Source organism: Mesorhizobium sp. M7A.F.Ca.AU.002.02.1.1, from assembly GCF_003998535.1.
Lineage (GTDB): Bacteria > Pseudomonadota > Alphaproteobacteria > Rhizobiales > Rhizobiaceae > Mesorhizobium > Mesorhizobium ciceri.
Map to the genome: position 1 here is coordinate 1 of NZ_RZPB01001506.1, position 408 is coordinate 408.

Sequence of the window (408 nt, forward strand, 5' to 3'; positions counted from 1 at the left end):
AGCATTGGCAGTCGTTCGACCTGGCGCTCGCTTTCGCCCCTCGCTACAAAATCCCTCAGGTGACGGATGACGTCGCCCGCCCGCAAGGCCTGCTCAGCTGCCTTTTCCACGGCATCCCGAAGCATGGGCGCATTCTCGTCCCGGCTCTTCTCAAGCAGCCGACGACTGCCTTTGAGGTAGTTCGTGATGGCGGTGAGCGGCTGGTTGATCTCATGAGCAAGCGTTGAGGCCATCTCGCCGAGTGCGGTGAACCGCGCCATGTGCAGCAGTTCCTGCTGCTGCTCCTGGATTCTTGCTTCTGCCCGGTGGCGTTCGGTCAAGTCGCGGCAGAAGCCGGTAAAGAAACGTCCGGTCCCCGGATGCATCTCGCCAACGGAAAGCTCCATCGGGAAAGTCGTGCCATCCTTG

General features: G+C 61.3%; 1 protein-coding gene. It reads right to left on the reverse strand.

Going from position 1 to position 408, the window contains the following annotated elements; translation table 11 throughout:
* A partial coding sequence (locus tag EN879_RS38625; RefSeq protein ID WP_127274839.1) for a histidine kinase dimerization/phospho-acceptor domain-containing protein occupies window positions 1-408 on the reverse strand: 408 nt, incomplete at both ends.